Below are 26814 nucleotides of genomic sequence, written 5' to 3'. Positions count from 1 at the left end.
GATCATGATCCGCAACTCTACTCTTGTCGCACTATTAGGTAGCGCCGCATTGCTCACTGCCTGCGCGACGACCCTCGATCCTGCCTTTGAGGCCGTCCCAGTAACGGCCGCGTTTGAAACGCCTGTTATGGCCAGCATTGGCGATAGTGCCGACGATCCGGCTATTTATATCGGCGCGGATGGTAACGGCTTTATCGCCGCGACGGACAAACAGGCCGGGCTCTATATCTATAGCCTTGAGGGCGAATTGCGCGAGTTCATGCCCATTGGCACGCTCAACAATGTCGACCTACGCGAAGGCTTCTCCTATCGCGGGGTGGATCACGTCCTGCTGGTTGCTAGTAATGACGAAACCAACGAAATTGCGATGCTGCTATATAATCCGGCGACGGACAGCTTCACGCGTCCTGAAACGCCTACGATTTCAACCGGAACGCTGTCGCCCTATGGCATCTGCCTCGGTCTTTCGGTCAATAAGACTTATCATGTCGGTCTGACGACGAAGGCTGGGATTTATGAGCAGCATGTGATCTCAGAAGATGACGGCACGCTCAGCGCCCGCAAGGTTCGCACATTCTCGACTGGGACCAAGACCGAGGGCTGCGCCTTCGATGATCGTACGGGCATGCTTTACATCGCTGAAGAAGGGGGGGGACTTTACCGCTACCCGGCGTCCCCATCTGGCAAAGACGGACAGATCGTCATCGCAACGGCCAAAGATTACGGCATGAAGGCCGACCTAGAGGGTGTGACCGTCTATGAGGATGGCGCGAATAGCGGCTATGTGCTGGTCTCCTCACAAGGCAATAATAGCTTCGCCGCTTTCAATTTGCCCGACCATAGTTTCGCGGGTCGATTCACGCTGGTTGACGGAATTGTTGACGGCGTGTCGACGACGGACGGCATCGCTGTGACCTCAACGCCGACCGCGCGTTTCCCCAAAGGGTTCATGGTGGTCCAGGACGATATGGACGAGACCTCCATCTCAGAGCCGCAGAAGAAACAGAACCTTAAAATCATCGACTGGCGCGAGATTGAAGCGGCATTACAAAGCCGCTGAGGCTGAGCGCTCAATCTAGATTTAGAAGCCTGACCCGAACATCGCCGTCCTGACGGGGTAAAACCCAGTCGGGACGCGATGCGGCAAGGTCGGCCAGATCAGGCCCGATACCGTAACGTAGGATGGCGATCTGTCCGACCGGCATATTGGCGGGTAGCTCAATATCAATCCGAGCTTCCCTGACGCTCCGTCCGGCTACGCGTACACCCCATCGGCTGGGTGTTACCTCAACCCCATTGATCGACAACGCAGTCCAAAGAGCCTCGCGGGAGGCGGGCGCGAGATGAAGTCTGTCGGCCGTAGGTGCATTAACGCTCAAGCTTAATCGCCGCACATCATTCTCTGTTTGGTCGTCAAGAACGACCAAGCTCGCTTCAATGTCGGGCTGCGTCGCTGTGGACCGGGTCCATCTGGAGCGGTTATAAGCGGGTAAGGTGACGTCTGCGGGACCTTCGAATGTGAACGCGCCTTCCTCAGTCATAGCGGGCGGCGGCATTGTGCGACCCGAAAGCTGCACATAATTTCCGGCGTCAAATTCGATATGCCGGATCGATACGCCGCGCGGCGCGTCGACGCTATAGGGCGGGACCAAGGCAGCCGTAACGATCAAGATGAGCGCCAAGGCGCCTGCACCCATCAGCGGTACATCCAATACTTTTCGAGGCGGGATTGTAGCGATGAGGATAACCGTGGGTATAGCCCACAGCGCCGCGAAGGGTGCCGCGTCAGCGCCAAGGGCCGCAAGCGCGAAGCCCGGTAAGGGTAAGTTGGTGATCAGGAACAAAACCGCAGCAGCGGCACTGAGTCCAACGGCTAAACCTTTACGCCCGAATAAGGCAGCGAGCGCACAGAGTGTTGCCACCGCCAAGGCAGGCACAAAGATCACAATAGAGCCAGAGAACAGAACCAAGCCTATAGCTCCCAGGACGGCTAGCCAAACCCAGCTTTTCAGCGCGGGACCCGGATCGACAGCGTCGTCTGTGTTATGGTGATCATGGAGGGTGATAGCTATCAACGCGCTGATAAGCACCGCAATTCCAGCCTGCGCCCCCTGCAACGCCCATGGATGCGCTGGTGCAAAGGCACCAGCCTCACGGATTAGTCCCAGTCCCATTGACAGGCCGACAGAGGCCAGGCCGGCTGCGATGAGGGCGATCGGTAGAACAGCCCATCCGCGCCAACCACGCCATGCGCTAGTCTTTATAAGGGCGGTTAGAGACAGCGCTCCGCCCAGAATGATCGCAGCTATCCCGGCCCAGAAGGGAACAGAGACAACGCCGCGTGTCAGGAGGTCGAAATAGAGACGGCGAGTTTCTGGCGACTGAGCAGCACTTTGCTGAGCAAAGCCTTCGACCGCGGCCAGCGCATTGATACCGGAATGGAATAGTGAACCCCGGTCTAGGTTTGCGAGATTGTCACCCGGCGTGTGGTAAAAACTGTCGCCTAGAATGAAAGCAAAATTGGTCGCATCGACCGCGCGCGGGGCGTCGTCATCTAAAAACCGCGAGAGATCCGTATCGTTGGGCATGGCGTCGTAAATGTCCGAACTCAACGTGTTCGCCATAGCTGTTCGCCCGGTCTTGGCGATCGCGCTGATATCGCGACTATTAGGGCGGGAGGTTTGGAACATGGAGACGGGACCGGTGACGCCGCGTGCCTCGACATTGACGACCGATCCGATCCGGGTCGCCAGCGGGTCCGTTTGCACAAAGCTTTCTGCGCCCAATAGACCAATTTCTTCGCCGTCCGTGATCAGGACCAGCACAGGCCGGGGCAGGTCTCGACCCTTAAGTAGACGCGCCACTTCTAGTCCGACCGCCACACCCGCGCCGTCATCGCCTGCGCCGGGTCCAGCAGGCACGGAATCATAATGGCTCATCAAAACCACACCCTGTGTCACTGTGTCCGTCGGCGGCACGGCCCAGAACATGACGTTTTGGACTCGTCCGCAAACGCCGCCGAAATGATTGGTGCAGTGGAAATCATCCCTCACAATCGGATCAAACCCAAGCGCCCGAATTTCCGTAAGCAGTCGCTCTCGCACGGCATCATTGGCATCAGAGTCGATGGGGTGAGGCCGCTCGTCACCGAGAATGCGCGACAAGGTCTCAGCGGCGCGTACGGTATCGAATGGGTGGTCAGGATCCGGTGAGGGGGGGCGTACAAAAGAGAGGCTGAAGGTGAAAATCAGGATCATCCCGACCAAACCGAGTGTCACTAAAACGGACGTATTCTTACTTCGTTTCGTTGTCATACTCTGTCCCCCAAATCGTCTTAAGGCATGGCATGTCGGCGGGTTCAAGTTATGAGATGATTATGCTGGACGGCCACATCATTATTATGGGTGTTTCAGGCTGCGGAAAGTCCACGGTCGGAAAGATGCTGGCAGAGCATCTGGGTCGGCCTTTTCTCGAAGGCGATGATTTTCACCCGGCCGAGAATGTTTCGAAGATGGCGTCGGGTCAGGCGCTTACAAATCAGGATCGTGAAGCTTGGATAAAAGCGCTCTGCCATTCAGCAAACGAAAGCCAGCTTTCGATCATTGCCTGTTCGGCTCTGAATGCCACCGTTCGGAATTGGCTAGGCGCAGGATTAGAAAAGTCTGTTTCTTATATTTGGCTAAAAGGGTCTGAAACTCTGCTCGCTAAACGGCTGGCCACCCGGTCGAACCACTTCTTTTCCCCAAGCTTACTAGCGAGCCAGTTCGCGGCGCTTGATCCGCAGGAAGATGCGATTGCGGTCTCTGTTAATCAACCCGTCGAGGCCATCATTGCCGAAATCCTTTCAGCCTTAGACGACGAGTGATAAGGCGCAGCAGACGGCGAAGCCTGTCAGGCCGATCAATGTAGTTGAGACGGTCCAGCTGCGTAGTGTTTGCGACTCTGTCAGGCCGAGATAGCGGCTGACTAACCAGAAGCCGCTATCATTGACGTGGCTCAGCATGGATGCGCCAGACGCGATTGCGATCACAATTAGCGCAAGCCCAGCCCCCTCGACACCGGCGACTTGTGCGACGGGAGCGGTCAAACCCGCCGCCGTGATCATGGCGACGGTCGCAGAGCCTTGCGCCACTCGGACGATGAGTGCGACGATAAATGCGAAGAGCAGGATCGGCATAGAGCCCGCCGTGAGCGCTTCGGCCAGGAGACGGCCCGCGCCACTGTCGACCAAGATTTGCTTGAACACGCCGCCCGCGCCCGTGACCAGAACGACAAGGCCAGCGGGTTCCAGCGATTTCAGCATTGCATTATGGACATCGCCCGCCGCCATCCCGCGCCGAATGCCAAAGGCATACCAAGCGTAAAGACAGGCGATCAGCAGCGCGACGAAGGGATGACCGACGAAGGCGATAATTGTTGCGGCTGTGCCCGAGAGATCCAGCGCCATGGTGATCGTCGCGCCGAGGATGAGCATAAGTGGCAAGGCGATCACGCTCATGGCAGCCCCAAAACTGATTGGGTTGGCGGGGGCGTCTAAACCGGGCGCAAAATCGATGGCTTGCGTGACGGCAAATTCCGGACGGTCGGCAATGATCCGCGCCAACATCGGCCCGCCGACTAACATGGCGGGGAGGCCCGCAATTGCCCCGAACAGAATGACCCAACCCAGATCGGCCCCTAGGATTTCGGCTACGGCAATGGGTCCGGGCGTCGGCGGGATGAAGGCATGAGTGACAGCGAGTCCTGCCAATAGCGGGATCGCGAAATAGACAAGGCTCTTCCCTGTTTTGTCGCGCAGGCCAAGTAGAACTGGCATGAGGATAATGAAGGCGACATCGAAGAAGACGGGGATCGCGACAAGAAAACCGATCACGCCGAGAGCCCCTTGTGATCGTCGCTCGCCGAAACGTTTCAAGATCGTGTCTGAAATAGCCCCAACCCCGCCCGACGCTTCGAGCAGTGCGCCCATCATAGCGCCGAGACCGACGACGACGGCGACGAAACCGAGCGTCCCGCCCATGCCTGTTTTGACCGCTTCGATAACATCCATCGGAGCCATGCCGACCGATAGGCCAAAGCCGAGAGACACGAAGAGCAGCGCAATAAATGCGGGTAATCGAAAGCGCAAAACCAGAAGCAGCAGTCCCGCAATAGCGACAACCGTCATGACAAGCGGATAGGCCATGTGAAATCTCCCCTGCATGCGGCCCTAAATCAGGCGATGCGGGTCGTCACGTTAGAAATCGATAGAGCGCGCGGCAGGGAAATTAGCTCAAGACAAAATGGGTGGCTAAACTTGACCCATATCAAGTCCGCTTCAATGCATGTGTTGGATTGTCACACCCTAACGCAACACGGCTCGGGACAGCCGGTTCGATGTCCGGAACTATTTCCAGACCCAAGGGGATTATATGACGCATTCGAATTTATTCCGCACGGCAAGCTGTGCATCCGCACTTCTCCTTGGTCTTGGCGTGGCCGCTCCGACATTGGCTCAAAGCACGGACGAGACTGTCCGGATCAAGGACGAGATCATCGTCACGGCCCGGAAGACGGAAGAGACGCTGCTCGACGTACCGCTCTCCATTACCGCAATCACTGCCGCGGATATCGAGCGGTCGGGACTGGACAGCATTGCAGATGTGGCGTTGCAGACACCCGGTTTCTCTTTCCGCCAAGGTTTCGGTCGGGCTGAAGGCGGCGCCAATAGCCGCCCTGCTATTCGTGGCATGTCCAATGTTCTCGGCTCACCCAATGCAGGTTTCTTTGTCGATGGGATCTTCGTTTCTGACAGCATCACCTCTTATCAACTCGATAATCTTGAGCGTGTGGAAGTCATTCGTGGACCACAATCTGCTCTGTTTGGGCGCAATACTTTTGCAGGTGCTGTCAATTTCGTGACCCGTGATCCGGGCGAAGAAATGCAAGGTCGCATTTCTGCAATGGCCGCTGAGCATGACGCCTATGAGCTGACGGGCTATGTTAACGGTCCGATCAAGGAAGGCATACTCTACGGTGAAATCAATGCCCGCTTTAATACGTTTGGCGGCGACTATGAGAATGCGGATGGCGGCGACAATCTCGGCGCGCAGGAAACAACTAATGTCGGCGGTAAACTGGTCTTCAAGCCGACCGACGCGTTCACGGCTCGGCTCAATCTGGGCTATTCTCAAGTGCGCGATGGCGGCTTCGCTTATGGCGGATTGGGCAGCAATAATTTGAACTGCTTCCAGCCTAATGTGACTGGCTCCTTCTTTGGAATTGATCTCTCGTCCAACCGGTCTCGCGGTTACTTCTGCGGCGAAATTGAAGTGCCGGACACGCTCGCCTTCAACGATGCTGAGCTTAATGATTTAGGTTATGAAGGGATTGAACGCGATAGTTTCCGGTCCAGTCTGCAAATGGATTGGGATTTGGACAATGGGTACTCGCTGACATCGATCACGGCCTATAACAGCTCCGACAATATCAATATTTTCGATAATGCTTTGGTGTCATCAACAGCGCCAAACTTCTCCATCGGCAAAACATCCCGGAACGATTTCTCGCAAGAGCTTCGGATCCTGTCGCCACGCGACAAACAGTTCCGCTGGCTCGCAGGCGGATACTATTTCGAAGAAAATGACGGCGAAGGCTTTGATGCAGGCGGCGTTTATGCGCCTAATGGCCAATCTAACCGTCCGCGACTGTTTGATTCTGGCGACAAGGTCGAAAACATCGCCGTTTATGGTATGGTCGAATATGATGCGACGGAAGACCTAACCCTCTCGCTTGAAGCGCGCTATCAAGAAGACACAATCACGGCGACGGAAGAAGTATTAGGTGCGGCTGATTCCACGACCCGCCCGGCCTTCACGGACATTCGTGAGATCAAATATGATAGCTTCCTGCCACGGGTCACGGCGCGTTATTCTCTGAATGAAAATACGAATATTTACGGATCAATTGCCAAGGGTAATAAGCCGGGCGGTTTCAACTCCGTGCCGCCTCAATCTGAATTCTTCAATCCACAAGATTTTGCTGAATTCACGCGGGACTTCGCCACATTTGAAGAAGAGTCGATTTGGTCGTACGAAGTTGGGGTTAAGGGGCAGGACGGAACCGGGCGTCTCAACTATAATCTTTCGGCCTATTACATCGATTGGTCTGATCAGCAGCTGACGCAGTCCCAACCCTATACAACGGCTTCATCAGGCGGTCGGTCCGGGACGACGTTCCCGGCTGTGGTCAACGCAGGGGCTTCGGAAATCTTTGGCTTTGAAGCTGAGCTCTTTGGATCCGTTGATCGGTTCGACTACTCGCTGGGCTATTCCTACAGCAACGCTGAACTGACAGACTTTTACGATGAAAATGCTGAGGAGTTGTTTGATACGGACGGGATTGCGTCGGGTCAGCCCGGTGATGTGGACGGCTTAAATGGACAGCTTGCAGGCAATAAACTGCCGCAAACGCCCGCCCACCAGATCAATGCATCGGGTACCTATACAATCCCTATCAGCGACACGACGGACTGGTTTGCTCGTGCGGATTACAATTATGAGTCCAAGCGGTTCGTGCAGGTGTTCAATCTTTCGCATACAGGCGATTCGCATATGCTGAATCTGCGGACCGGCATCGATCGTGGGAATTGGAGCCTGTCAGCGTTTTACAACAATGTTCTAGGCGATAACACGCCCCTAGTTGTGACGCGTCTGCTCGACTTCAACCGCCCACTGCTGATCCCTGATCCGGTCCGGTCTTTCATCTTCCTGCCGAACCGACGCTTTACCTTCTATCGTGACTTCACGATTTCCGGTCCGCGCAAATCGCAGTTTGGGGTGAGAGCCTCTTACAAGTTCTAGTCATGGCGGGCCTGATCTCTCCGGCGCTCCGGCTCAAATTACTAAAGTGGCATCGCTGGTTTACACTGGCGTTGCTGCTGCAGTTGGGGATCTGGCTGACGACGGCGCTTATCATGACGATGATCGCGCGGGCGTCCCTGACGGCCTACCGTGCGCCTGCACCCATCTCCGTCGATGCTGTTGCGACTTGGCCGGATCTGAACGCTTTAAAGGCGGGCGCTCCGGATGGCGTCATGCGGGTTGCGCTTGATCACGCGGGTCCGACGGTTCGCCTTAGCTTTGACGAAGACCGTGTCGTTTCTCCTGATACGCTCGCGGTTCTTATACAAATCGAACCTGCCCGAATTGCGCAGCTAGCGTCGGAGATGACGGGTGAGAACATTGATGTATCAAACGTCAGTCTGAAAACACGCAATACGGTCGAGTATCAAAAACTCCCGATCCCGGCTTGGCGCGTTGAGGCAGAGCAGGCGGTTCTGTTTTTCAGTCCGACGACGGGCGAATATATCACTCAGACCACCCGTATGAAGTTTTTGGAAAACCTGGCCACGACCATCCATATCATGGATTATTCGGGCCAGGCCGAATTCCGACGAAACATCGTCTTAAGTTTTTTTGCGCTGCTGTTCTTTAGCGCAGCGGTCATGGGCGTGCTGGCCTTCAAGAAACTCTATCTCAAGAAGCGCGCTATTCCGAAAGCAATGAAAATCCACCAGATCGTCGGGTTAGTTCTGGCGGTACAGGTATTCTTCTGGGTGACATCGGGTCTCGGGATTGTCTGGTTGCTGCACCCTCTTCGAGATCAAGCGGAAAACATCCTGAAGCATGACGTCGCTCCGATCGATTGGACCGCAGTGGCCGTTCACCCGACCGATATTTTCGACGTCTCGGATGCGCGTGGCGCGCCGTCCGCTATTGTCCTTCGTATGCTTGGGGGCGAGCCCGTCTACCAAGTTCGCTGGCCAGGGCGAAATCCGGATCAAGTGCTTTGGAGCGCGCGGGATGGCCAGACGTTGAAACTGACGGAGGCAGATCGCGATGCGATTGTATTGCGTCGGCTTGTTCCGGAAGCCGCAGGATCGATTGAGCGCTGGGAGGTCGCGGAAGGGCCGCAGGATTTAGACTTCTATTTTTACACCGGGCCTTATCCGGTCTGGAAAGGCTATTTTACGGAGCCAACGGCGGGCGCTGTCGCCATCGATCAAGTTACGGGTCATGTTCATGACCCACGGACCGGGACCGAGATATTCTTAGAGCGCTATTACAATGTCCACGTCGTCAATTGGCGCTTGCGAGTGATCCAATATCGGCGCGAACCCGCGCTCCTGATCGTGATTGCGCTCGCTATGCTGCTCTTCGTAACTGGCGTGATGATGCAAATCCGGCGTTGGAAAGCGACCGGTCGGCTTTAGGCGCTGGTTTATCTGTATTATATTTATCGAAAAACGATAAATTTCTTGATCTCACCGCATTAGCGCGTCTAGGGCGATACCCAGCAATCACATTGCACGGGGATCGATATGAACACGTCCAATATTACAGGTCACGCTTTACTCGCGACCATCATCATCGGCATCATTGGGGCGCTGACCGTTAATGCCGGCATCGACATCAATCTTTCGGCTGACGTTGAAGCAACAGCTAGTGCGATGTTGGAAGCGGAAACGCGCCTTCGTGGTCGGGCCTACCTCTCCTTGCTCGTCCTCGGGTTGAACATATTGTTTCTTGTGGGCGTGTTTCGTCTTTTGAAAACCAAAGGCCCTTTGCTGGCGGGGTGGAGCCTGCTTGTTGGTTTGGGCGCGGGGCTATTGTCCCTCGTCGGCGCGGTCGCTGCCATGAATGTGGCGGAGCTGGCAGGTGGGGTCGCTTATCAGTCCTTAGCGAGCGCCGAGCAACGGCTTCTATTGGCAGGCTTGCAGGCGACGTCGGACTATACGTCTTTCCACCTTAGCTTGGTGTTGTCTTCAGTGTCTAATGCGGGTTTCTTCTGGTTGTTTCTGCGCGCGGGCGGGCTGCCGAAGATCACGGCGGGATGGGGGTTTTTTGCCTCGCTCTTTGTCGCAGTTTCTATCGTCGCGAGAGATTTTATTCCCGCCTTCGGCCACGATCTTGTGACCATGGCCTTCATGCTGGCTAATCTGACGGCCCTGATTGCAACTGGGATTTACCTAGTGGTCTGGGGCAAAAGCGAACTGACTTAGACCCCGCGCGCGCTCGTCATGGGCGAGGGCGCGGCCAAGTGGCGGATGGGCGCGTTGCGGGCAGGCTTCTCGTTCACACAAATAGCAATTTGGCCCAATCGGCATCGGGTTGCCCGATAACCAATCTGAATAGACGAGGCGCTTGGCATGGGTCATGTCGCAACCGAGCCCGATGGCAAAGCTCTGCGAGGGGGCCGAGCTAGTCCCACCGGAGCGGGTCACGCGGCGCGCGACTGTGAGATATGTCTCCCCGTCCGGCATCTCCACTGATTGAACCAGCGGCTTATCCGGCGAGGCGAAGGCTTCGTGGATGGCCCACCGCGGGCAAACTCCACCAAATCGTGGGAACACGAATCGGCCTTGGCTAAACCGCTTCGATAGATTTCCAGCAATGTCGATGCGGACGAAAAACATCGGAACGCCGCGCGCTTCGGGTCGTGACAGCGTAGTGAGGCGGTGGGCGACCTGTTCAGCCGAGGAACCAAACCGGTGGGCGAGCGCGTCGATATCGTAACGAAGAGCTTCGGCGGCTTTCAGAAACGGCCCGTAAGGCATCAGTAGAGCGGCCGCGAAATAGTTGGCGAGGGTTGTACGGAGCAATCGCTTGGCATCAATGGTTGGCAGATCGGCGCGCTCAACGATCGTGTCGATAACGCTGCGTTGCTCCAACATCCCAATCTGAAACGCGATCTGGAACCGGCGGGAACTGGCGGGCAGAAGTTCAGACAGGTTCAACCGCCCGGAATGGCGATCATAATAGCGCAGCATATCAACCATTACATCATTTGGAAGGATGCGAACGACGGTGTTATGGTGATCCTTCATCCGGGCGATGAGCGCAGTAAGTGGCTCAGTCCGGCGCAATTCAAGCTCTGTGTGGAGATCTTCTGCGGCGCGGTCGAGCGGGTCGAAATAATTGCGTGCGCGCTGCAAGACATCGCGGACAAGATCGGTAGCCGGAACGGTGCCTTGTAAAGCGCTCGCTGCTTCGTCGGCGCCTTCTTCCCTTACAAGCCGCCGCGAGAGTTCGGTATAGCGTTGATGTAGGTTGACGAGCGCGCGGGCGGTGGCAGGGCTTGCGCCCACCACATCCTCCACTTCAGATTTTGGCACGCGATCACGACCGAGCGCCGGGTCGCGCAAGGCTTCGAACAATTCACCGACCAACTGTTGGTCCGTTCCGGACGTCAGCGCCGAGAGGTTGATGTCATAGGTCTCTGACAGGCGCAGCAACACCTTAGCCGAAACGGCGCGTTGGTTGCGCTCCATCAGATTGAGGTAGCTACCAGAGATGCCCAGATCCTCAGCCATGCGAGTCTGGGTCAGGCCCAGACTTGTGCGGAGCCGCCGGAGCCGTGGGCCGATCAAAATCTTTTCCCCACGCTTGTTTACAGAGTTCACCATATTACTGATTTTGACTTTACAAACGCAACAAAGCAACCCGCATTTTACAGACTCATACAAAAAAACTCGCTAACGGACGCTCACACGATTTTGTTGGAGAGTGCCATGAATGCGCCCGTTACCCCTGAGACCACCCCGATCCCGCGTCACCGCGTGTTAGCCAAAGTTGTGGGCCCAAAATCAGGAGAGGCCGTCGCCGATCTGGATCGTGTCCTAACGCCGGATGCCCTTCTATTTCTGGCGGACCTTGAGAGGCGATTCGGGCCGCAGCGCCGTATTCTGCTGTCAGATCGCCAACTTCGCCAAGACCGTTTCGACGATGGTGAGCTGCCTGGGGTCCCGCTTGAGACGGCTCATATTCGCAACAGCGCCTGGGAAGTCGATCCGGCCCCCAAAGCGCTAACAGACCGCCGCGTCGAGATCACAGGCCCCGTTAGCCGCAAGATGATGATCAATGCGTTCAATAGCGGCGCAACACAGTTCATGGCTGACTTTGAAGACGCCTCTTCGCCGACCTTCGCCAACATGATCGAAGGTCAGGCGAATATGATCGATTACACAAACGGTCAGCTGACCATGAAAACAGAAAAGCGGGCTTACGTCATTGGCGACAACCCAGCGACATTGTTGGTCCGTCCGCGCGGCTGGCATTTGGAAGAGAAGAACGTGACCGTTGATGGCCTGCCTATGTCGGCCTCCCTGTTCGATTTAGGTCTGCACCTGTTCCACAATGGTGTGGCACTGGCGTCGGATGGTCGTGGACCCTTCTTCTACCTGCCGAAGTTAGAGTCCTATCAGGAAGCTCGTCTGTGGAATGACGTGTTCAACTTCGCCCAAGCGTCACTGGGTATTGAAAACGGGACGATTAAAGCAACTGTTTTGATCGAAACCTTGCCCGCCGCCTTCCAGATGGAAGAGATCCTCTACGTCCTGCGTCGCCACATTACGGGGCTGAATTGTGGACGTTGGGACTACATCTTCTCTTACATTAAGACGCTGCGGAACCATAAAGCCTTCTTGCTGCCTGACCGGGCACAAGTCGGCATGGATCGCGATTTCCTGCGCGCCTACTCCCTCCGCTTGATTGAAACCTGCCATCGTCGTGGGGCTCACGCGATGGGCGGTATGGCGGCACAGATCCCAGTCAAAAATGATGACGCAGCCAATGATGCAGCATTTGCCAAAATTCGCGCTGACAAGGAACGTGAAGTCCGTGCTGGTCACGACGGCACTTGGGTTGCGCATCCTGCAATGGTTGCGGCGGCCACCGAAACTTTTGACGCTCACATGCCAGGTAAGCACCAGATCAAGGCCAAACGTCAGGCTCCGCGCATCAGCGATGAGGCGATGTTGGAACCACATGACGGCACGATTACCGAAGCCGGTCTGCGGACCAATATCGAAGTCGGTATTCGTTACATCGCGGCCTGGCTGTCAGGCCGCGGCGCGGTCCCGATCCACGGATTAATGGAAGATGCCGCAACGGCTGAAATCAGCCGCGCACAAGTCTGGCAATGGCTGCGTCACGGTGCAGATGTGCAACTCGCGGACGGATCATCCGAACGCATGAGCAGCACGCTTTACGGGCGCATCTATGACGAGGTGTTTGAAGCGCTTCAGACGGAGCTTGGTCGCGACACTTTTATCGCCGGTCGTTTCCCAGAGGCCGCTCGCCTGTTCACTCAGACGGCGACATCCGCCGATCTGCCCGAATTCCTAACTATTCCTGCATACGAAATTTTGGAGGCTTAAATGACCTACACACAAACACTCAATGACATCCAAGCCCGTTACCCTAATGGTGTGCCGGGCGGCATTAATGTCGAAGACATTGCTCAGTTGAAGGTTCAGAACACCTACGAGACCCATCTGGATATTGCCAAAGCGATGGCGAAAGTCATGCGCGCCGACATGGCGCGTTATGATACGGACACGAGCCAGTTCACACAGTCACTCGGCTGCTGGTCCGGCTTCCATGCCATGCAAATGATGCGCGCTATTAAACGCCAAAAAGGCACGCTGGACCGCGCATATGTCTATCTGTCCGGTTGGATGGTTGCGGGCCTGCGCAATAGTTTCGGACATTTGCCGGATCAGTCTATGCACGAGAAAACCGCGGTGACCGATTTGATCAACGAGATTTATACGTCACTGCGCCAAGCCGATGAAGTTGACTTGAACGATTTGTTCGGCGAGCTGAAATCCGCCGATGACGATGTGAGTCGCCAAGCGGTCATTTCAAAGATTGACGGGTTTGAGAGCTATGTCCGTCCGATCATCGCTGACATTGATGCTGGCTTCGGCAATGTTCATGCGACCTATCTGCTTGCCAAAGAGCTGATCAAGGCGGGCGCTTGCTGCATTCAGATCGAAAACCAAGTGTCGGACGCCAAACAATGCGGACACCAAGACGGTAAGGTCACAGTTCCGCGTGAGGACTTCATCGAAAAACTGCGCGCTGTGCGTATGGCGTTTGAAGAACTTGGTGTGGATGATGGTGTGATCGTGGCGCGGACCGATAGTCTCGGTGCTGGCCTGACACAGAAAATCCCTGTCTCGCGTGAAGCGGGTGATCTGGCTTCGGAATATACCAAATGGCTTGAAGCCACACCGGTCGAAGGCCTGTCTGATCTAGACGATGGCGATGTGGCCATTCGGCTGAACGGTCAGCTCGTTAAACCAACGCGGCTGCCCAACGGTCTCTACAAGTTCAAAGCCGACACAGGTGAAGAACGCGTGGTCGAAGACTGTATCGCGGCGTTGAATGATGGTGGCGCAGACCTGCTCTGGATCGAAACGGCGACTCCGAATGTGGCGCAAATCGCGGGCATGGTGAACCGTATCCGCGAAGCGGCGCCGCAGGCGAAGCTGACCTATAACAATTCACCGTCCTTCAACTGGACGCTCAATCTACGCAAACAGGTGCGTGAAGATTGGATCAATGAGGGTCGCATCCAAGCGGGCGATTATGACGAAGCTCGTCTTATGTCCGCGGCCTTCGATGAAGACGCGCTGGGTATTGAGGCGGACCGTCGCTTGCAGGCGTTCCAGACGGATATCGCGCGTGAAGCGGGTGTGTTCCACAACCTCATCACTCTGCCGACCTTCCATATGGACGCGCTCGGTATGGATCGTCTGAGTGAAGGCTATTACGGCGACGAGAAAATGCTCGCCTATGTCAAAAACGTTCAGCGCGAAGAGATCCGCGGCGGTGTGTCCGCAGTGCGCCACCAGCATGAAGTTGGATCCGATATTGGCGACAGCTTCAAAGTTATGACCGGCGGTGATCGCGCTCTGAAAGCAGGCGGTGAGCACAATACAATGAACCAGTTCGCAGACGTCGCCTAACCACGACACGGATGTGGCTAAGTAAAGCCACCGCGCGTTCTAACGAGTGGCTCCACAACCGGAATGAACCCTCGGCCCATTGGTCGGGGGTTTTTGCGCACGGCACCGCGATAATCTATGCTATGAAGAACCCGCCTTGGCGAGCAGAGCATGGAGAATCACAGCATGGTGACAGGCAAGTCTCCGCCGAAAGCGCCTGCTCAGACGCATGGATATTCAGGTAAGTCATTGTTTCAGAAAATTGGTTTGAAACCAAGTATGACCTGTCTGACCATAGGTGCGCCAGATCATTATTCAGAGCTCATTGCGGGGGCCGAAAATGTTGCGTTCAGAACCCGGGCAAAACAAGCTGACATAGTCCATCTCTTTTGCCCAGATCGCAAAACGCTTGAACGGAAGTACGACACAGCGTTGGGAAAAGTGGCTAATGGCGGAGCCCTATGGATCTCTTGGCCCAAGAAATCGTCTTCGCTCTACAAAGACTTAACTGGTAATGACCTCAGGCGCCTCATCCTCCCAACGGGTTGGGTGGATGTCAAAGTTTGCGCCGTCGATGCAGACTGGTCTGGACTAAAATTCGTTCGCCGTAAGGGCACGTAGATGGCACTCAGACAGAGTGCATATGCATGTATCCATTCTAATACTTCCCAGGTTTCTTTGTCTTGTTGAGGCGGATCATTTTGCCGAACTCTTTGTCCTTTTTCCGACGTTGAGCGAGGTTGGCGGAGTTAAACGCTTCTTCAGCGATGAGTTTCCGCCATCGTTTCAGCCGTGCCGTGTCGATGTCACCGCGTTCTAAGGCGCTCAGGACTGCGCAGCCGGGTTCTGTTTCATGCTGACAATCTCTGAACCGGCATTGGTTGGCAAAATCACGAATGTCTGAGAACAGATCCCCGATTCCCGATATTGCATCTGTGAGCTGCAACTCACGCATGCCGGGTGTGTCCAACACCATGCAGCCTTCTGGAATACCATGTAATTGCCGAGTCGAGGTCGTGTGGCGACCTTTGGCATCGTCTTCGCGGATCGCTTGCGTTTCAATCAACTGATTGCCGATTAGAGCGTTGGTCAAAGTCGATTTTCCAACACCTGAAGACCCCAGAAATGCAACGGTTTGGCCGGGTTTACACCACTCTGCCAACTTCTCCCTTGGCTCATCACCGCGCGCATCTAGGGCAACAACGGTTATGAGGTCAGAGATCGCGCGGGCCTGATCCAGATAATCTTGCGGTGTATCGGTCAGGTCGGCCTTAGTTAAAATGATGACGGGTGTGATGTCCGCGTCAAGCGCCAAGGCGATGTAACGTTCGAGCCGGGCCACATTGAAATCTTGGTTGAAGGACGAGACGATAAACGCCGTGTCGATATTGGCCGCAATCAGTTGGATCTGTCGATCCGATCCTGGCGCGCGGCGCTGTATAATGCTCTTCCGCTCGAGGACGCGGCTGGTCTGGGCTTGCTCGCGATTAAGCAGGACCCAATCGCCAACCGTAGCGTCTGATAGCGGTGGGATCAGTTCATCAATATCATCGCCGATAACGTGCAACGCGTTGCGGTGTACTTCGACGATGCGGACAGGCGGCGTGTCAGCTAACTCGTCAACGCTCGTCTGTTGGGCGAAGTAAGGTTGCCACCCTAGTCGTTTAAGGGGTGGGTCGTTTTGGTCTGAATGTCCGCGTCTCATCTCAGGTGGTAGGAATTTGGAATAGTCCCGTGTCATGGCGGGTCAACTTTCATGGCTTCGTCACGAGCAAAGCTCGGACATATAGGATCAGTGTCGTTCGAAACTGCAAACCAACAGGCCCGCCAACGGTCTTGGCGGTGTATATCAATCGTTGGTTTTGCATCGGGAGGACTGTTGCCTCCCCACTTTACCGGGGCATGAAGTCTCCATTTGAGAGACCTTTACCATAGGCTTTATATAGGCCTGCATCAAGATATTCCGTTGCAATTTCACGCAAGCCGAGCCGACTGCGTCAGGTCATCGGCGACTTCTAGGCCTATGGTTGGGTTGATAGTGGCGTCTATTCTGCTTCATCTATCTTTGTGTAAATGCCCGTGAACCAAGGTTTCCATTCGTCGGTGTCTTCAGAATATTGATGGAAAACCTGCTCGACTGTGCCGTCTTCACGCAACGTCCACTTGCCGCGAAATCGACCATTATTGTCCGACCCCGGCAGATAACCAATCCGGCCCTCCAGTATCATGGCACCGTCCGCATCCAGTCCGCCAGAATAATTGATTGTTGCCCCTGTTGAAACCCAGACTTGTCGCCAATCGCCAGTATCGCGGTCTACGAAATTGTAACTCTGGCCAGTGCCACCGCTGGCGCTTGTCCAGCGTTCGACCAGAAGGCATCCGCTTTCTTCTGACGTGATCCGGTTGGTCCCCGCCAGTGCCCCATCGGGTGATCGAACCTCCCACGTTCCAATCCAGAAATCGAAATCGCGATAAGGTGATCCGGTACAGGCTGGTTTTCGAACCGGGGCTTCAACAGAGGGGTCTTCCACATTTTGCGCAGTGGCCGTGTTCGCCGATAAAGCCAGACACGCGACCGAGAGGATAGTGAGACCTATGGTTTTCATCATGACTCCAACGCCTTGAGAATTGCGGCACTATTTTCGTTCAACTGCGGCGACGGCGCGTGGCTGATACCATCTTTATTATTAAAACGCGCGGCCGGACGCACCGAGAAGATTTCGCCGAGATAAGGGTGAGTAACAGTTGCGACTGTGCGGTTCGCTTGGATCTGAGGATGAGTCATGGCCTGTTCCGGGGATAGGCATTCGCAGCACGGTACATCATGCGCTTCCATATAGGCGAGCACGTCAGCGATCGGTTTGTCGACGGGTTGGGCCGTCATTTCCGCAATCATAGCCCCAATGTTCATGAGCCTGGCCCGTGGCGTGGCAAAGCGCGGGTCATAAATTAGCTGTGGCTGCCCGATCAGGTTGAAAACGGCTTTGGCTTGAACGTCGCCTATCCCAGCAATGACGAAGTAACCGTCCTGAGCCGCCATCACCGCATAGGTCGCCGTGAGCGGATCAAGATGAATGGCGTCATCCGCAAGCAGCGTGTGCTGCATCAGCCCGTCAGGGAAGAAGAAATGCATGCCCGCGTCAATCATGGACAAATCTATGCGGGAGCCTTGGCCCTGATTAGGTCCGAGTCGTTCACGCGCGAAGAGGGCAGAAGATACGGCCTGCGCCGCCATAAGTGCGGTCGCTTTGTCGCAAATCGCGTGCTGGATATGGACCGGTGCGCCCCCTTGCGCCTCGCCTTGGGCGGCCGTCATGCCAAGCTGTGCCTGCATGACATGGTCATAAGCGGGTAACAGGGCTTGCGGCCCATTGGTGCCAAACCCGGTAATGCGCGCGAATACGAGCTTCGGATTCACAGCTTTCAATGCCTCATAAGACAGACCCAGCCGCGCCATCACGCTAGGGCGGTAGTTTGAGACAACCACATCGGCGCGTTCGCAGAGCTTGCGCGCGACAGAGAGATCACCCTGATCTTTCAGATCCAGCGCAATGGACTGCTTGCCGCGATTACAATTGTGAAACAGCGCAGAGAGCCCCGATTTCTGTGAGCCGATAAAGCGCATGGGGTCGCCCATACCTTGCGGTTCAATTTTGACGACGTCTGCACCCTGTTCAGCCAAGATCATGGCCGCAAAGCTCGCCGTGATCATGGTGGACATCTCCACGACGCGAATGCCGTGAAGCGGCAGGTGCGATGTGTCGCTCATACTATGCTCTCCCTTGCGATGCTTGTCGCGTGCCGCACGTGATTTGTCCAATCTGCTCCCGCTACCGCTTTTGGAGATTACGCGGTGTCGTGCCACAAGATACTGATAGGGGACATTTCATGCGAAATTTGACGGCAATATTTATTCTAGGCACCGCGACGTTGATATTGGGGGCGTGCACACCAACAGCGCCGACTTCGACTTCGGAAACGCTGACAGTTGTGGAGGCACGGCCAGTGCCTGTTGTGGGCGAGGGACGGATGATCCCGATCAAAACAGATAAAGGCACATTTGAGGTCTTCACAAAGAAAGTCGGCGACAGCCCAACGATGAAGGTTCTGCTGCTACATGGTGGGCCGGGCGGCACACATGAGGTCTTCGAGAATTTCTCTGACCATCTTCCGGATGCCGGAATCGAGTTTTATTATTACGATCAACTGGGCAGCTATTTTTCAGATCAACCCAATATGGATGATCTGTTGACCATAGACCGCTTTGTCGATGAGGTCGAACAGGTGCGTCAAGCGCTCGGGCTCAATGCCGATAATTTCTACCTTTATGGCCAGAGTTGGGGTGGTGTTCTCGGCATGGAATATGCGCTCGCTCATCAAGATAAGCTCAAGGGATTGATCGTGTCGAACATGGTGAGTTCGATCCCCGCCTATAATGACTATGCCCATAACGTTCTGATGGCCGATATGGATCCGGCGGTTCTAGCTCGGCTGGAAGAACTGGAAGCAGCGGAAGCGTATGAGCACCCGGACTATATGGGTCTGCTGATGGAGCATCATTATGTGGATCACATTCTGCGCAGGCCTGCCGACCAATGGCCGGAGCCTGTGATGAGAGCCTTCCCGCATCTCAATCCTGAGGTTTACATTCCGATGCAGGGACCGAGCGAGCTTGGCGCATCCGGTCTGCTCGTCGATTGGAATATTACAGATCGGTTGCACGAAATCGCTGTGCCGACCTTGGTTATGGCGGCCAGCCACGACACGATGGAACCTGCCTTTAAACGTATGATGTCGGAGCGTATGCAGCAGGCGCGTTATGTTGAAATGCCAAATGGCGGGCATTTTGCACAATGGGACGATACGGAAAATTACTTTCCAGCGCTGATTGATTTTATTCAGGATGTAGATGCAGGTCGATCTATCGCAGAATAGACGACCTCACTCCGCCGGTTTGGCGGGGGCCTCGGGCTCTGGCATCATATGTGATTGTCCGGCGATGCAGGGCGTCGGAACGGCTTCGAGTTTAATACTATCGCGCCATTCTCCGGTGTCTTCATCCTTGCGGCCATCGATACGGGCCCAGCCACCGTCAGCATAGGTCTCGAAATAGATACGGCGTTCGTCGCCTTCAGGGTAGACCTGCCACAATTTCATTCGGCCCGTTTCAGGGTCGAATTTTTGGTGAAGTTCTTTCGTTTGCAGATTAGCCGTGTGGGTCCAAGCCGTTTTCCAAAGATCACCCGTTTCGTCATAGAGGCGGATATTAATCCCGGAATCTTTGGGCGTATGCCACCAGTCCATGACGGCGCGACCGTTAAGAGCATAGCGCCCGTTCCATCTTGCTAGCGGAATGGAGGGGCTCCACCCATCTGCTGTCATCCGGCGCGCCATGACGACGAAATCCCCAACCATGAAATCGAACTGGGCGAAGCCTTCCGGCATATTCGGCGCAGGCTCTCCCATGTCGCAATTCACTTGGGCGGCAGCTGGCACAGCCAGACCGCTGCAGAGGAGTCCTGACACGACAAGTTGCTTAAAACAGTATGTCATTCGATTTCCCCTGACTAAGTTTGAGGAGACTAGATGACGAAGCGATCTCTGTCGATGCCCCGATCCTTGGCTTGCCTCTCGCAGCATACCGACCTAAGCGATCCGTCGCGGCGGGCGTAGCTCAGGGGTAGAGCGTCAGCTTCCCAAGCTGAATGTCGTGGGTTCGAATCCCATCGCCCGCTCCATTTCTTGAACCAGTAAAATCGACGTTTCTACGGGACATTGAAGCCAATTCGATGTTTTCGACTGGGTTCGAGAGTTGCTCTTCGCGGGGTCCGAGGGGCTCGGTTACTTCGTGGTTACATGATGGGCATGAACACGAGGGAAGGCGCATCAACGCTTTCCAAATGTGAAATTATTCGGAGCCAGTACGGACTTCCTCATGACGGGGTCATGAAACTTCTGCTGTTTGACTGCTGCAGTAAAAGTCGTCTGATGTTCGCTATGGGGGGGGGCAATGCTGACACTATCTGAGCAGCTTAAAACGCCCTCCGTTCATCTCCCCGAATCTGGCCGATTTTGTTCTTATTCTTATTTTTCGACGATGGATTAATATCGGATACTACTCCTTCTGTAGTTGGTGCATCAGATTCTAAGGGGATTAACACGATAAGTGTTACACTCACGCAGAAAAACGATATGACGGCAATTGCGGCTTTCATATTGAACCTTGGAACGACAGTGGTCTGAAACAGTTCAGCCTGTCCGGATACCACGCCCAAGAGTGTATAGCCTCTGCCTCTAATTGTCCGAATATAGCGCGGGTTCTTTGGATCATCGTCCAAAGATTTCCGTAGCAGTTTGATGCGCTGAGCAATTGTTTCGTCAGATACGTGGGTCTTTCTCCAAACCGTATTTGAAAGCTGTTCTCGACTCAGAATAGCAGGCGCTGACTGAACTAAAGCTAAGAGTAGCTCAAAACTGAGCTCCGGGAGCTTAAGGGCTTCTCCATCGCGGGACACAGATCGAGATGTGATGTCAATTGACAGATCTTTGAAGGAATATCGCATAACCTACTTTAAAGTATTGTTTTGTCTACATTATCAGGAATCTTCATTATTCTTCAGGTGATATAGACGGCGGTTGATTGGCATACGTTTAGGAGGACCACACACTGATAAAGAGTTAAAGATGCGTACTGCAATCATACTAGCATTTTTCGGCCTCATCATGGGCGTTGCATTTATCACCATTTTCACTGAGCCGGAAGACATTCGGAAAATTGCAAAGAGTGAGGAAGCTGAAATCGAGCGGCACTTGCAGGAAGTGATCGAAGAACATGGTATCAACACAGCCGCAATTTCTGTTATCAAAGACGGTAAGGTTCAATGGACAAGGAGCTTCGGTCAGCAATCTCGTGTGTCAGCTGTTTCTGAGAGCACTTTATTCAATGTCGCATCGATCACAAAAACGGTGATCGCAGAAACTGTTCTATCGCTCGTCGCAGAGAACCGGATATCGTTGGACGAACCCATGTTCGATTACTGGGTTGATCCGGACCTCATGGACGACCCTCGTCATAAGCTTCTCACGCCCCGTATGATCTTGTCCCACACATCAGGCTTTATGAATTGGCGTTTTTTCGCCGAAGACGGAAAGCTCAAATTCGTATCTGATCCGGGCACGACTTATGGATACTCTGGAGAGGGATATAAGTATCTAGCAGAATTTGTTGAACGGAAGCTTGGTGAACCCTTAGAACAACTGGTTGATCACTACGTATTTACGCCTCTGGAATTAAACAATGCATCATTGACTGTTCGATCTGACTTGTTTGCTCAAATTGCCCAAACACTAGATCAGGATGGACAATTTCATGGTCACTATTGTCGGCCAGAAGGGTGGTGTCGTGAGGAAGGGAGTTTTTCTGCCTCAGGCGACATGGTCATATCACTGTCGGAGTACACGAAATTTCTTATTTCAACGATGACAGATGAACGACTGGGGATCGCTCTAACGCAGGAACGTAATTCAATCGTCAAGCCTGAAGCCGAATATGATTGTAGACCTGTTCCGGATGCACTGTGTCCGGATCGATCCGGATATGGATTGGGTTGGCATGTCTTCGACCTTCAAGATGGAAAGACGGTCGGACATTTAGGGTCGGATTGGTCTATGGTTACCTTGGCGTACTATTATGAGGATAGTCGCGATGGTTTGGTTGTGTTTCTGAACGCTACGAATGCGGCTGGGATATCGGCAATGGTCGACATTCTTGATTTGCTCGATCCGGACTCGCCGGAACTTCATGGCTATGTTGCCCGTTCAAAGCGATTATAGCCGTGGCTTCCTAGATCCAAGGTCGCATCCTCGAATTCCACGACAGGTCGGCACTTTGGTGAGCTTTTCATGATACGCTGTCGCTGCAATGCGCATTCGTGCTTTAATACTGTAATCTGTTTTATTATTGACCGATTTCGTCTGCGGTAAGTGTATTTACGCATGCACGCATCGCAACTCTTCGTATTCGATTTTGAAAGTCTAAGCGCCCTAAATTCTACCCTCAAGGATACTCAGCCGATGTCCGCTTTGTCCACAAAGTAGCCGTTGGCATGACGCCATTAAAACGGCTGGAAACGACCAGATGCAGACTTTGGTGAGCGTCTTATTTTGGGCGTTTTACGTCTCTGGCTCGAGTGGCCGTTATGGGGCGACTTTAAGACGCTCAACGTCTGATGTGACAAGGTCGGCATCTGCATTTAAGATCTGACGGTATCACGCCCAGCTATTCAGGTGAGCTTGGTCGCGTCCAGAGGAATAGGCTAACGAGGCTGAGCACACCTATTTGCAACCAAATCACAAAGGCTGGGAGCTGTAAGAAGACGCTAAAAGCGACAATCACAATCATGGATATGAGGCTAGCAATCTTTGCATTTATCGAGATCGCCCGGTGTGTCTGCCAGTCCTGAATAAGCCTTCCGAAAACTTTGTGCTGCAACAGCCACCTGTGAAGTCTGGGAGATGAGCGAGCGAACGCAAAGGCCGCAACAAGCATAAATGATGTGGTCGGGAGTAGAGGCAAAAACACGCCTATTGTTCCCAGACACAGGCAAACCAACCCAAGACTTAGCCAGAGAAAGCGCCCGGGAGCGTAAGGCTTCATAGTAGAGGTAAAGCCATTGAGACTTGGCGGATTATCAGCATTTTTCACGGCTTTCCTCGGCGGTATTTGTGAGTGTTTGGACACCTATCAAAATAAATGCAGACCTGCAACTCATTCTCATTTACATCAATATCGCTATTGGTTAGAGGGCCTCGAATTCATTCTTGTGAGGTCATATGTTCCGCTCCAAATTCTCTATCGCTCTTCTACTGAGCACGTCACTGAGCCTTCTCTCCAATGCCGCGTTGGCGCAAACATCCGTTCAACTCGATGAGATTATCGTCACCGGGGAGCGCCAAGAGACGACTCTAAAGAACACAGGGTCCAGTGTCGTCGTGACAACAGGCGCAACACTCGATGCTTTTGCTGGACCCGATACGCTGGAGCGCATCTATCAACAGACCGCCAACGTAACGAGCAGTGGAGCAGATGGCCAAGGCCCAACCATTCGGGGATCAAATACAAGCGGCATTCTAACGAGCGTTGAGTCATTCTTTGGTGGCGCTCTGCCACGCACAACAATTCAAGTGGACGGGCGACAACTGTCTTTCAATGAATTTGTTTATGCCAGTGCATCAGCCTGGGACATCAAGCGTGTCGAAATCTTCCGAGGCCCCCAAACCACGACTCAGGGGCGCAATGCGATCTCCGGCGCGATTTTTGTCGAAACGAATGATCCGAATTTTGAAGAGTTTGAGGGCCGCGTTCGAGCTATTGTTGGCGACGATGCCACACGGCAAGGTTCTGGCGTTATCAGCGGCCCCATCGGCAATGGCGATGTCGCCTTCCGCCTCTCTGCCGATTATCGGGAACAAGATACGTTTATCGAACCGCTTGGCGTAACCAACGATTTTGGCGCTGACAGCCTCACAAAAACCGAAAGCCTGTCATTGCGCGGCAAGCTCGGTATCCGCCCGTCATCTATGCCGGGTCTGGATGTGCTCTTAACAGTCTCTCACTCTGACAGAGAAGGTCCACAGTCGGAAACCTTAGACGCGCCATTTGAAAATCTCACGCGGTTCAATCCGACCTTTGCGGTTTTTGGAACCGATGCCACGGCGGGTATCGCTAATATCAAATATGATTTGAACGATACAATTTCGTTTCAGAACGTCTTCACCATTTCTGATGGGAACGCGACGCGCCTTGCGCCCGCAGGGTCCGGGGAGGCGACCATTAGTTCTGATGAGGTCAGCAATGAGTTTCTCGTCAAGCTCAACACAGACCGCCTGACGGGCCTCGCAGGTGTCTATGTCTCCGCCATCGATAATGATGATGCCATCAACCTAGCAGGCTTCGGGATTGGGAGCGGCAGCTTTGAAGGGGATCGGGACAGCCTCGGTCTTTTCGTGGAAGGCACATACGGGATTACTGATCGCCTCTTCCTGACAGCAGGCGGACGGTATCAAAAAGACAGCCAGACTCGCACAGGGGGATTCACGATAATCCCGATCAACTTTGATGATACGTTCGATGCGTTTTTGCCCAAAGCCGAACTAGCCTATGATGTCACAGACAATGTCCGCATCGGCCTTCAAACTGAAAAAGGGTTTAATGCGGGCGGTTTTACCTTCAACTTCGAAACCTTCCAGCAGGATGTCTTCGAAGAAGAGACATTGTGGAATTACGAGGCGTTCTTACGCGGTGATTTCTTAGGCGGTCGTTTGGGCGTCAATGCTAATGTCTTCTACACAGACTTTAAAGACATTCAGCTCTCAACTTTGGTCGAGCTTGGTCCTGACTTTTTCGCTAATGTCTTTTCGAATGCGCCTGAGGCGCGCGCCATTGGCGGCGAGGTCGATGTACGGTTTCAAGCGACAAAAACGCTACGATTAAATGCGGGCTTGGGACTGACCGACACTGAAATTGAAAGCAATACGACAGCGGGTGCTTTAACCACAGGACATGAGTTTCAACGCGCACCCGGCTTAACGGCGATAGCGGGCGCAGTTTGGAACCCGATAGAACCCGTCGAACTCAGCGCTTTTGCTAGATATTCAGACGGATACTTCAGCGACGATGCCAATTTGGACGCCAACGCTGTCGACAGCTATTTCACAATGGACTTGCAAGCCAGCTATACGATTGGACAAGCGCGCTTCTTCATTGATGCCACCAATGTCTTTGATGAGTTTTATGCGGTCAACGTGTTCTCCGAAGGCGCATCGGGAACCATTGGTGACCTTCGCCGCGTCAGTGTCGGACTGGACTATCGTTTCTAGTGCCTAAGGCTGGTTCTCAAAAACACCGAAACTTGCGCGATTGGGTGCTGGACACCCACGCCTGGATGGGCGCTGTCGCCGCACTCTTCATCTTGTCCGTATCCATTACAGGGATCGGCTTGGCGTTTACCGGATCATTGATGAAACTAGAGACGGGAGCTTTGTCTGTTTCAGGCGAGCGATCAACTTTGGTTGATATAGATAATCTTATCGAAGCAGCGCAGGTTAAGGCTGGAGAGACCTTTTTGCCTGTTGGCTATCTTGGCCCTAGTGCAGAGATCGTGACGCCCGCTGAGATGATCTACGGGATGTCCGACAGGCCAGAGAATGGTGGTGAAGTTCAAATTATCAGTTTTGATCCTGCCAGTGACCAAGTCACAGGCACCTTCTACTTAGACAGAACTTGGACGCATCACCTTATCGATTTTCATTATAACCTACTGGCGGGCACAGTTGGTCTCATCCTTATAGCCGTTGTTGGAATACTCATGGCGGCTCTGGCTATCATGGGAGTTTGGTTATGGTGGCCCGGTCGCGGACGCGCGTGGAAGAAGGCCAAAAAGACATCTTTCAAAGGGCCATGGATCACGAAGAGCTTTAGGCTCCATGGCTTAGCAGGGCTATGGTTGTCCGTTACTGTGCTGCTCTGGGGACTGAGCGGAACCTATTGGTCAAAACCTGACTGGTTTCCAAAAGGGCTAACACCCCAAACAGACCGTATGGCCAGCACCCTTCCTTCTGAATTTGTGGACGCCACATGTGGTAGCGCCATATCAGTGGGTGAGGCCGTCTCGTTTGCCTTAAATGAATATCCAAAGCATCGGCTTTTTGAGGCTGAATTTGCGGCCCCGTGGCAGAACTTTCATGTTCTGTATCTCAGTTACGGATCAGATACTGACCAACTCGATGCGGATACTCGCATTTGGGTTCATGCCCAATGCGAAGGTTTAAGCGTTAGTGAGAGCTTATCTGGAGCGGGGAAAGCTGGGGCTATCGCGCAAAGGCTACACTCCGGACGTTTGTTTGGAGCATTGAGAGTGCCGATAATCATTCTCATCGGAGTGGCTCTCATTTTGATGTCGCTGACAGGTTTACATCTGTGGTGGAAACGTGTGCTCCGACCGCGGCCTCGTCTCAATCCATAAAGTAATTTCGGAGTGATT

The 26814-nt window shown here is 54.0% G+C and carries 21 protein-coding genes and 1 tRNA gene; 13 read left to right on the top strand and 9 right to left on the bottom strand.

All coding sequences use genetic code 11. The features are described from left to right. Nucleotides 1–4 precede the first annotated feature (4 nt). Nucleotides 5–1060 (top strand): phytase, encoded by a 1056-nt coding sequence (locus QQL54_RS08450; RefSeq protein WP_284389588.1) that lies wholly within the window; start codon nucleotides 5–7, stop codon nucleotides 1058–1060. A gap of 10 nt (nucleotides 1061–1070) precedes the next feature. On the opposite strand, the gene QQL54_RS08445 is transcribed toward QQL54_RS08450, so the two are convergent. Beyond that, nucleotides 1071–3314 carry a M28 family peptidase gene (locus QQL54_RS08445; RefSeq protein ID WP_284389586.1) on the bottom strand — a complete coding sequence of 748 codons (2244 nt, stop codon included), beginning with the start codon at nucleotides 3312–3314 and terminating at the stop codon, nucleotides 1071–1073. Between the two features lie 32 nt (nucleotides 3315–3346). Here QQL54_RS08445 and QQL54_RS08440 point away from each other — a divergent pair, with 32 nt between their 5' ends. Beyond that, the gene (locus QQL54_RS08440) at nucleotides 3347–3865 is read left to right on the top strand and encodes a gluconokinase (protein WP_284389583.1); all 519 of its coding nucleotides are present in this window, start codon (nucleotides 3347–3349) and stop codon (nucleotides 3863–3865) included. Here the strand turns inward: QQL54_RS08440 and QQL54_RS08435 are convergent. Continuing rightward, nucleotides 3851–5185, bottom strand: coding sequence for a GntT/GntP/DsdX family permease (locus tag QQL54_RS08435; RefSeq protein WP_284389580.1), 1335 nt, complete (start codon nucleotides 5183–5185; stop codon nucleotides 3851–3853). The genes QQL54_RS08440 and QQL54_RS08435 overlap by 15 nt on opposite strands. Nucleotides 5186–5411: 226 nt before the next feature. On the opposite strand from QQL54_RS08435, the gene QQL54_RS08430 reads away from it, so the two are divergent. From QQL54_RS08430 to QQL54_RS08420, 3 genes are all read left to right on the top strand, one after another. Continuing rightward, nucleotides 5412–7841 (top strand): TonB-dependent receptor, encoded by a 2430-nt coding sequence (locus QQL54_RS08430; protein ID WP_284389578.1) that lies wholly within the window; start codon nucleotides 5412–5414, stop codon nucleotides 7839–7841. 2 nt (nucleotides 7842–7843) lie between these two features. After that, nucleotides 7844–9253, top strand: coding sequence for a PepSY domain-containing protein (locus QQL54_RS08425; RefSeq protein ID WP_284389576.1), 1410 nt, complete (start codon nucleotides 7844–7846; stop codon nucleotides 9251–9253). Nucleotides 9254–9361: 108 nt separating this feature from the next. Then, the gene (locus QQL54_RS08420; RefSeq protein ID WP_284389575.1) at nucleotides 9362–10042 is read left to right on the top strand and encodes a DUF4386 family protein; all 681 of its coding nucleotides are present in this window, start codon (nucleotides 9362–9364) and stop codon (nucleotides 10040–10042) included. On the opposite strand, the gene QQL54_RS08415 is transcribed toward QQL54_RS08420, so the two are convergent. Continuing rightward, nucleotides 10010–11446: a helix-turn-helix domain-containing protein gene (locus QQL54_RS08415; protein ID WP_284389573.1), complete on the bottom strand. Its 1437-nt coding sequence runs from the start codon at nucleotides 11444–11446 to the stop codon at nucleotides 10010–10012. The two genes, QQL54_RS08420 and QQL54_RS08415, sit on opposite strands and share 33 nt — an antisense overlap. A gap of 105 nt (nucleotides 11447–11551) precedes the next feature. On the opposite strand from QQL54_RS08415, the gene aceB reads away from it, so the two are divergent. The 3 genes from aceB (at nucleotide 11552) to QQL54_RS08400 (ending at nucleotide 15394) form a co-directional block, all read left to right on the top strand. Beyond that, nucleotides 11552–13198 (top strand): malate synthase A, encoded by a 1647-nt coding sequence (gene aceB / locus QQL54_RS08410; RefSeq protein ID WP_284389570.1) that lies wholly within the window; start codon nucleotides 11552–11554, stop codon nucleotides 13196–13198. Next, entirely contained in the window at nucleotides 13199–14794 is a 1596-nt protein-coding gene (locus tag QQL54_RS08405) for an isocitrate lyase (protein WP_284389568.1), read from the top strand. A gap of 258 nt (nucleotides 14795–15052) precedes the next feature. Then, complete coding sequence (locus QQL54_RS08400; protein ID WP_284389566.1) at nucleotides 15053–15394, top strand: hypothetical protein; 342 nt, start codon at nucleotides 15053–15055, stop codon at nucleotides 15392–15394. 37 nt (nucleotides 15395–15431) lie between these two features. On the opposite strand, the gene rsgA is transcribed toward QQL54_RS08400, so the two are convergent. The 3 genes from rsgA to QQL54_RS08385 all read right to left on the bottom strand — a co-directional run bounded on the left by rsgA (nucleotide 15432) and on the right by QQL54_RS08385 (nucleotide 18542). Further along, on the bottom strand, nucleotides 15432–16514 hold the full coding sequence (gene rsgA, locus QQL54_RS08395; protein WP_284389562.1) for a ribosome small subunit-dependent GTPase A: 1083 nt from the start codon (nucleotides 16512–16514) through the stop codon (nucleotides 15432–15434). Between the two features lie 304 nt (nucleotides 16515–16818). Further along, nucleotides 16819–17382, bottom strand: a complete 564-nt coding sequence (locus tag QQL54_RS08390; protein WP_284389561.1) for a hypothetical protein — start codon at nucleotides 17380–17382, stop codon at nucleotides 16819–16821. After that, nucleotides 17379–18542: a CaiB/BaiF CoA transferase family protein gene (locus QQL54_RS08385; protein WP_284389559.1), complete on the bottom strand. Its 1164-nt coding sequence runs from the start codon at nucleotides 18540–18542 to the stop codon at nucleotides 17379–17381. Before QQL54_RS08385 ends, QQL54_RS08390 begins: the two co-directional genes overlap by 4 nt. A 119-nt stretch (nucleotides 18543–18661) precedes the next feature. Between QQL54_RS08385 and QQL54_RS08380 the strand changes: the two genes are divergently transcribed. Next, the gene (locus QQL54_RS08380) at nucleotides 18662–19708 is read left to right on the top strand and encodes a proline iminopeptidase-family hydrolase (protein ID WP_284389558.1); all 1047 of its coding nucleotides are present in this window, start codon (nucleotides 18662–18664) and stop codon (nucleotides 19706–19708) included. 6 nt (nucleotides 19709–19714) lie between these two features. On the opposite strand, the gene QQL54_RS08375 is transcribed toward QQL54_RS08380, so the two are convergent. Beyond that, nucleotides 19715–20326 (bottom strand): hypothetical protein, encoded by a 612-nt coding sequence (locus QQL54_RS08375; RefSeq protein ID WP_284389556.1) that lies wholly within the window; start codon nucleotides 20324–20326, stop codon nucleotides 19715–19717. A 110-nt stretch (nucleotides 20327–20436) separates the two neighbouring features. On the opposite strand from QQL54_RS08375, the gene QQL54_RS08370 reads away from it, so the two are divergent. After that, nucleotides 20437–20511 (top strand) — tRNA-Gly (locus tag QQL54_RS08370). A 294-nt stretch (nucleotides 20512–20805) separates the two neighbouring features. Here QQL54_RS08370 and QQL54_RS15535 read toward each other — a convergent pair. Further along, nucleotides 20806–21336, bottom strand: a complete 531-nt coding sequence (locus QQL54_RS15535; protein ID WP_431355929.1) for a winged helix-turn-helix domain-containing protein — start codon at nucleotides 21334–21336, stop codon at nucleotides 20806–20808. 121 nt (nucleotides 21337–21457) lie between these two features. On the opposite strand from QQL54_RS15535, the gene QQL54_RS08365 reads away from it, so the two are divergent. Beyond that, complete coding sequence (locus tag QQL54_RS08365; protein WP_284389554.1) at nucleotides 21458–22606, top strand: serine hydrolase domain-containing protein; 1149 nt, start codon at nucleotides 21458–21460, stop codon at nucleotides 22604–22606. A 445-nt stretch (nucleotides 22607–23051) separates the two neighbouring features. Here the strand turns inward: QQL54_RS08365 and QQL54_RS08360 are convergent, their stop codons facing one another. Further along, nucleotides 23052–23429 (bottom strand): YbaN family protein, encoded by a 378-nt coding sequence (locus QQL54_RS08360; RefSeq protein WP_284392471.1) that lies wholly within the window; start codon nucleotides 23427–23429, stop codon nucleotides 23052–23054. Between the two features lie 176 nt (nucleotides 23430–23605). Here QQL54_RS08360 and QQL54_RS08355 point away from each other — a divergent pair, with 176 nt between their 5' ends. Continuing rightward, nucleotides 23606–25651, top strand: coding sequence for a TonB-dependent receptor (locus QQL54_RS08355; RefSeq protein ID WP_284389552.1), 2046 nt, complete (start codon nucleotides 23606–23608; stop codon nucleotides 25649–25651). A 44-nt stretch (nucleotides 25652–25695) separates the two neighbouring features. Next, nucleotides 25696–26796, top strand: coding sequence for a PepSY-associated TM helix domain-containing protein (locus QQL54_RS08350; RefSeq protein WP_284389550.1), 1101 nt, complete (start codon nucleotides 25696–25698; stop codon nucleotides 26794–26796). The last annotated feature ends 18 nt before the right edge of the window (nucleotides 26797–26814 follow it).

It is taken from the genome of Algimonas ampicilliniresistens, assembly GCF_030159955.1.
Taxonomy (GTDB): Bacteria; Pseudomonadota; Alphaproteobacteria; order Caulobacterales; family Maricaulaceae; genus Litorimonas; species Litorimonas ampicilliniresistens.
Note: the sequence above shows the minus strand (reverse complement) of the source record. Positions and strands in the feature narration are given on the sequence as shown.

Coding starts and splice junctions, on each gene's coding strand:
- QQL54_RS08375 (WP_284389556.1), bottom strand. CDS start 20,326: ATGACATACTGTTTTAAGCAACTTGTCGTGTCAGGACTCCTCTGCAGC.
- QQL54_RS08355 (WP_284389552.1), top strand. CDS start 23,606: ATGTTCCGCTCCAAATTCTCTATCGCTCTTCTACTGAGCACGTCACTG.
- QQL54_RS08425 (WP_284389576.1), top strand. CDS start 7,844: ATGGCGGGCCTGATCTCTCCGGCGCTCCGGCTCAAATTACTAAAGTGG.
- QQL54_RS08415 (WP_284389573.1), bottom strand. CDS start 11,446: ATGGTGAACTCTGTAAACAAGCGTGGGGAAAAGATTTTGATCGGCCCA.
- QQL54_RS08435 (WP_284389580.1), bottom strand. CDS start 5,185: ATGGCCTATCCGCTTGTCATGACGGTTGTCGCTATTGCGGGACTGCTG.
- QQL54_RS08450 (WP_284389588.1), top strand. CDS start 5: ATGATCCGCAACTCTACTCTTGTCGCACTATTAGGTAGCGCCGCATTG.
- QQL54_RS08390 (WP_284389561.1), bottom strand. CDS start 17,382: ATGATGAAAACCATAGGTCTCACTATCCTCTCGGTCGCGTGTCTGGCT.
- QQL54_RS08405 (WP_284389568.1), top strand. CDS start 13,199: ATGACCTACACACAAACACTCAATGACATCCAAGCCCGTTACCCTAAT.
- QQL54_RS08440 (WP_284389583.1), top strand. CDS start 3,347: ATGTCGGCGGGTTCAAGTTATGAGATGATTATGCTGGACGGCCACATC.
- QQL54_RS08420 (WP_284389575.1), top strand. CDS start 9,362: ATGAACACGTCCAATATTACAGGTCACGCTTTACTCGCGACCATCATC.
- QQL54_RS08445 (WP_284389586.1), bottom strand. CDS start 3,314: ATGACAACGAAACGAAGTAAGAATACGTCCGTTTTAGTGACACTCGGT.
- QQL54_RS08365 (WP_284389554.1), top strand. CDS start 21,458: ATGCGTACTGCAATCATACTAGCATTTTTCGGCCTCATCATGGGCGTT.
- QQL54_RS08380 (WP_284389558.1), top strand. CDS start 18,662: ATGCGAAATTTGACGGCAATATTTATTCTAGGCACCGCGACGTTGATA.
- QQL54_RS08360 (WP_284392471.1), bottom strand. CDS start 23,429: ATGAAGCCTTACGCTCCCGGGCGCTTTCTCTGGCTAAGTCTTGGGTTG.
- QQL54_RS15535 (WP_431355929.1), bottom strand. CDS start 21,336: ATGCGATATTCCTTCAAAGATCTGTCAATTGACATCACATCTCGATCT.
- QQL54_RS08430 (WP_284389578.1), top strand. CDS start 5,412: ATGACGCATTCGAATTTATTCCGCACGGCAAGCTGTGCATCCGCACTT.
- aceB (WP_284389570.1), top strand. CDS start 11,552: ATGAATGCGCCCGTTACCCCTGAGACCACCCCGATCCCGCGTCACCGC.
- QQL54_RS08385 (WP_284389559.1), bottom strand. CDS start 18,542: ATGAGCGACACATCGCACCTGCCGCTTCACGGCATTCGCGTCGTGGAG.
- rsgA (WP_284389562.1), bottom strand. CDS start 16,514: ATGACACGGGACTATTCCAAATTCCTACCACCTGAGATGAGACGCGGA.
- QQL54_RS08400 (WP_284389566.1), top strand. CDS start 15,053: ATGACCTGTCTGACCATAGGTGCGCCAGATCATTATTCAGAGCTCATT.